Raw genomic sequence first — 3,345 nt, 5'->3', positions numbered from 1 at the left:
GCTGAAACAAAAAAGTGGGGAGCGCGGCCAACGAGGCGCGACTTCAACAGCATGCTCGCTGCTGCACTTGTCATCTTCTTTGTCGCCCAATCGGGACTACCTAGCTGACGGTACCGAAGCAAATTGAAACGCCCGATCGTGTTACGTTGTTCGGGGGAGATGAGACGTAAGCTCATACCGCATTGCCAAAGGTTAGCGTGAGGTTTCACTCGCGTTTGACGTTCATGGTACCGCGTGTCAAAGACCGCAACGCGCCGCGGTCTAGGTCGCGCCAATCCCATGCCACTGCCGAGCTACGGTTCCGGGAACGTTCCGCAGTGCAATTTTGCTGGGAAGCGCAGTCGGAACCTCCCGCTAAGCGACCCCGGTCCAGGCAGCTATCCTAAACTTCCGCCCTTCCGAATTTGCTCAATGCCGTCATTATTTAAGCCCACACTCGAACAAATTGCCGTCGTCGACGCGGTTCGAGCGGGCAACGATCTCAAGATCAAGGCATACGCGGGCGCCGGGAAAACCTCTACCCTTAGATTGATCGCCCAAGAACTTTCAAGTCGGCGCGGCAGCTACCTCGCGTTCAACAAAGAGATCGCCGATCAGGCCCGACTTGGATTTCCTGCAAATGTCAGTGCTCGAACGGTTCACTCCCTCGCCTACTCATCTGTTCCTTCGCGCCTCACGGCGCGGGTGAATCTTCCAGGGGAAGCGCCCCACGAATTAGCCATGCGGTATGGCCTTGGCGCCGTCGAAGCCGAGTTGATCACCGGCAAAATGGCCGAAATCACGCCATTTGAGATTGGCAGAATGATCACCGACGGGCTTGGTCGATTCTGTCGATCTCCCGAGCCGCAACCAGAGCCATTTCACATTCCCGTTGACGAGAAGGTCAACGACCAGGCTGCACGTTCTCTACGCGAGTTTTTACTCCCAAGCGTCGTGCGTTTGTGGAACGAAAGCATCGATCCTCGCGGCCGCAGCGCGATCATCCCCGACGTATATTTGAAAGTGTGGGCGGAAACGAAACCCCGAATTGACTCAGACTTTATTCTGTTTGACGAGGCCCAGGACAGCGACGGCGTCATGCTTGCAACGCTGGGTATCCAAGACCACGCCCAGATCATTTACGTCGGCGATCCTTACCAGCAGATCTATGAATGGCGCGGCGCCGTCAACGCAATGTCCCAGATCAACGCGACCGAGTGCGCCCTGACCGAATCGTTCCGATTTGGAGAAACATTCGCCGCGCTGGCCAGCCGGATCCTGTCTCTTCTCGGCGAAAAGACACCTATACGCGGCCAAGGCACGATCGGGTCGATCTTGGTGGAGGACCCAAGCGTCTCTCCGCCCGTGGACGCAATTCTGTGCCGAAAGAACGTTACGGCAATCTGGCAACTTGCGGCGGGCGTTGAGTCAGGCCACAAGCCAGCAATCCGAATGAGCCCCTCTGAGATCACTGCTTTCGCCGATGGCGCGGATCTTCTACTCGACGGACGAAGAGCATACAAGCCTTTAGCCTTTGCGCTTTTTGAAACGTGGAAGGAGGTCCAGTCGTTTGCGCAGAGCGCAGTAGGGCGCGATCTGCTGCCTATTGTCAGGATTGTCGATGAAGTCGGGACAGAGTATCTCCGGTCACTTGCACGACGGATCACACCAGAGGCGAATGCCGACTATGTCATCTCGACCGTGCACCGAGCGAAGGGTCTGCAATGGAAGCGCGTGAAGGTAACGAACGACTTCCGGTTTAAAAACATTGATGGACGGCTCACGCTCGAGGAGGACGAAATGCGTCTGCTATATGTAGCCTTGACTCGCGCGCAGCACGTCATGGATGTTTCTGAATTGCGTGACGATCTACTGCGGCTATTCAAGGCCAGTCGATGACAGTCGCTATTCTCTTTGCCCGTGCTCGACGAGTCGTCCTGATGGCCGTCGAAATGGTTTGATCGGGATCGATTTCGACAGAGCTTGATAGCGTCGAATCTGTGGCGTGACTTCCAGCGCGGTGTACGATCCCGAGGAGAGAACACTGATGTTGGGCAAGCCGAAGTGATAGGTCATGACGCCTCCAGATAGGCCTGCGATAATGCCTGCAATGTTTAACCACGAAACCGCATGTGACATCATTGTCTGTCGCCTCTGTTTTCCGTTGTATTAGCAGGCTGGTGAAATACCTCGTGCGGCGGTCATCCGGGACGTGGGCGTAAACGTTGAACTGATGTCATCAATGAGAACGAGATGGAACAGATGCGCGGACCGGATGGCTTTACCGAATCGATGTTCACAGTGTTGAAGCTGGATGATTTCGTGCCGAAGGACCATCCGTTGCGTCCGATTCGCACGTGGCTCAATGACGCGCTTAAACGCATGGACGATGTGTTCGCGCGGATGTATGAGGCGGACGTCAAAGGAGGCCGCCCGAGCATCGCGCCGGAGAAGCTGGTGCGCGCTCTTTTGCTGCAGGTGCTGTACTCAATTCGTAGCGAGCGCATGCTGGTAGAACAGATTTCCTACAACATGCTGTTCCGCTGGTTCGTCGGCTTGCCGATGGACGGGACCGTATGGGACCACTCGACGTTCAGCAAGAACCGCGACCGGTTGCTCGAACACGACGTGCTGGTGTTGCTCTTCAACGAGACAGTCGAGACCGCGCGCGAGCGCGGGTATCTTTCCGGGGAACACTTCAGCGTCGACGGCACGTTGATTCAGGCATGGGCCGGGCACAAGAGCTTTGTGCCCAAGGCAAGTCCAGACGATGATGACACGCCTCCTGACGAACCGCCCGCGCCGAATGACAATTGGCGCGGACAGAAACGCAGTAACGAGACGCATCAATCCACGACTGACGAGCAGGCGCGCCTGTTTCGCAAGAGCAAGGGAACTGGAGCGATGCTCTGTTATATGGGCCACGTGTTGACCGACAACCGGCACGGGCTGGTGGTCAACGCACAGGTGACTCTGGCGACGGGCACCGCCGAGCGCGACGCGGCCGAGATGATGCTCGCCGATGCCGCTAGTGTTGCGCCACTCGGCATTACGGTGGGCGCGGACAAGAACTACGACACTGCTGGCTTCGTCGCCAGCTGTCGCGCGAATTGCGTCACGCCGCATGTGGCGCAAAACGATGGACGTCCGGGAGGTTCAGCAATTGACGAGCGAACTACGCGCTGGCCGGGTTACGCGGTAAGCCAGCAAAAACGTAAGCGCATTGAGCAGGTATTCGGATGGGGCAAGACAGTTGGACGATTTCGCCAGGTCATGTATCGGGGACTTGAACGCGTAGACCAGCTCTTCGTGCTGACGCAGGTCGGCTACAACTTGACGCGTATGCGCACACTTGCGGGCTGAGGG

The 3,345-nt window shown here is 57.1% G+C and carries 3 protein-coding genes; 2 read left to right on the top strand and 1 reads right to left on the bottom strand.

Annotated features, from left to right (window positions below):
* Positions 1-411: 411 nt before the first annotated feature.
* Positions 412-1,878, top strand: coding sequence for a UvrD-helicase domain-containing protein (locus HB633_RS30435; RefSeq protein ID WP_213781835.1), 1,467 nt, complete (start codon positions 412-414; stop codon positions 1,876-1,878).
* A gap of 6 nt (positions 1,879-1,884) precedes the next feature.
* On the opposite strand, the gene HB633_RS30430 is transcribed toward HB633_RS30435, so the two are convergent.
* Complete coding sequence (locus HB633_RS30430) at positions 1,885-2,055, bottom strand: hypothetical protein (RefSeq protein WP_213781834.1); 171 nt, start codon at positions 2,053-2,055, stop codon at positions 1,885-1,887.
* Positions 2,056-2,241: 186 nt separating this feature from the next.
* Between HB633_RS30430 and HB633_RS30425 the strand changes: the two genes are divergently transcribed.
* The gene (locus HB633_RS30425; protein ID WP_213781836.1) at positions 2,242-3,342 is read left to right on the top strand and encodes an IS5 family transposase; all 1,101 of its coding nucleotides are present in this window, start codon (positions 2,242-2,244) and stop codon (positions 3,340-3,342) included.
* Positions 3,343-3,345: the final 3 nt, after the last annotated feature.

This window comes from Caballeronia sp. dw_276 (assembly GCF_018449635.1).
In the GTDB taxonomy this organism is placed as follows: Bacteria; Pseudomonadota; Gammaproteobacteria; order Burkholderiales; family Burkholderiaceae; genus Caballeronia.
The sequence above is the reverse complement of the archived record's forward strand: the minus strand, read 5'-3'. Positions and strand labels throughout refer to the sequence as shown.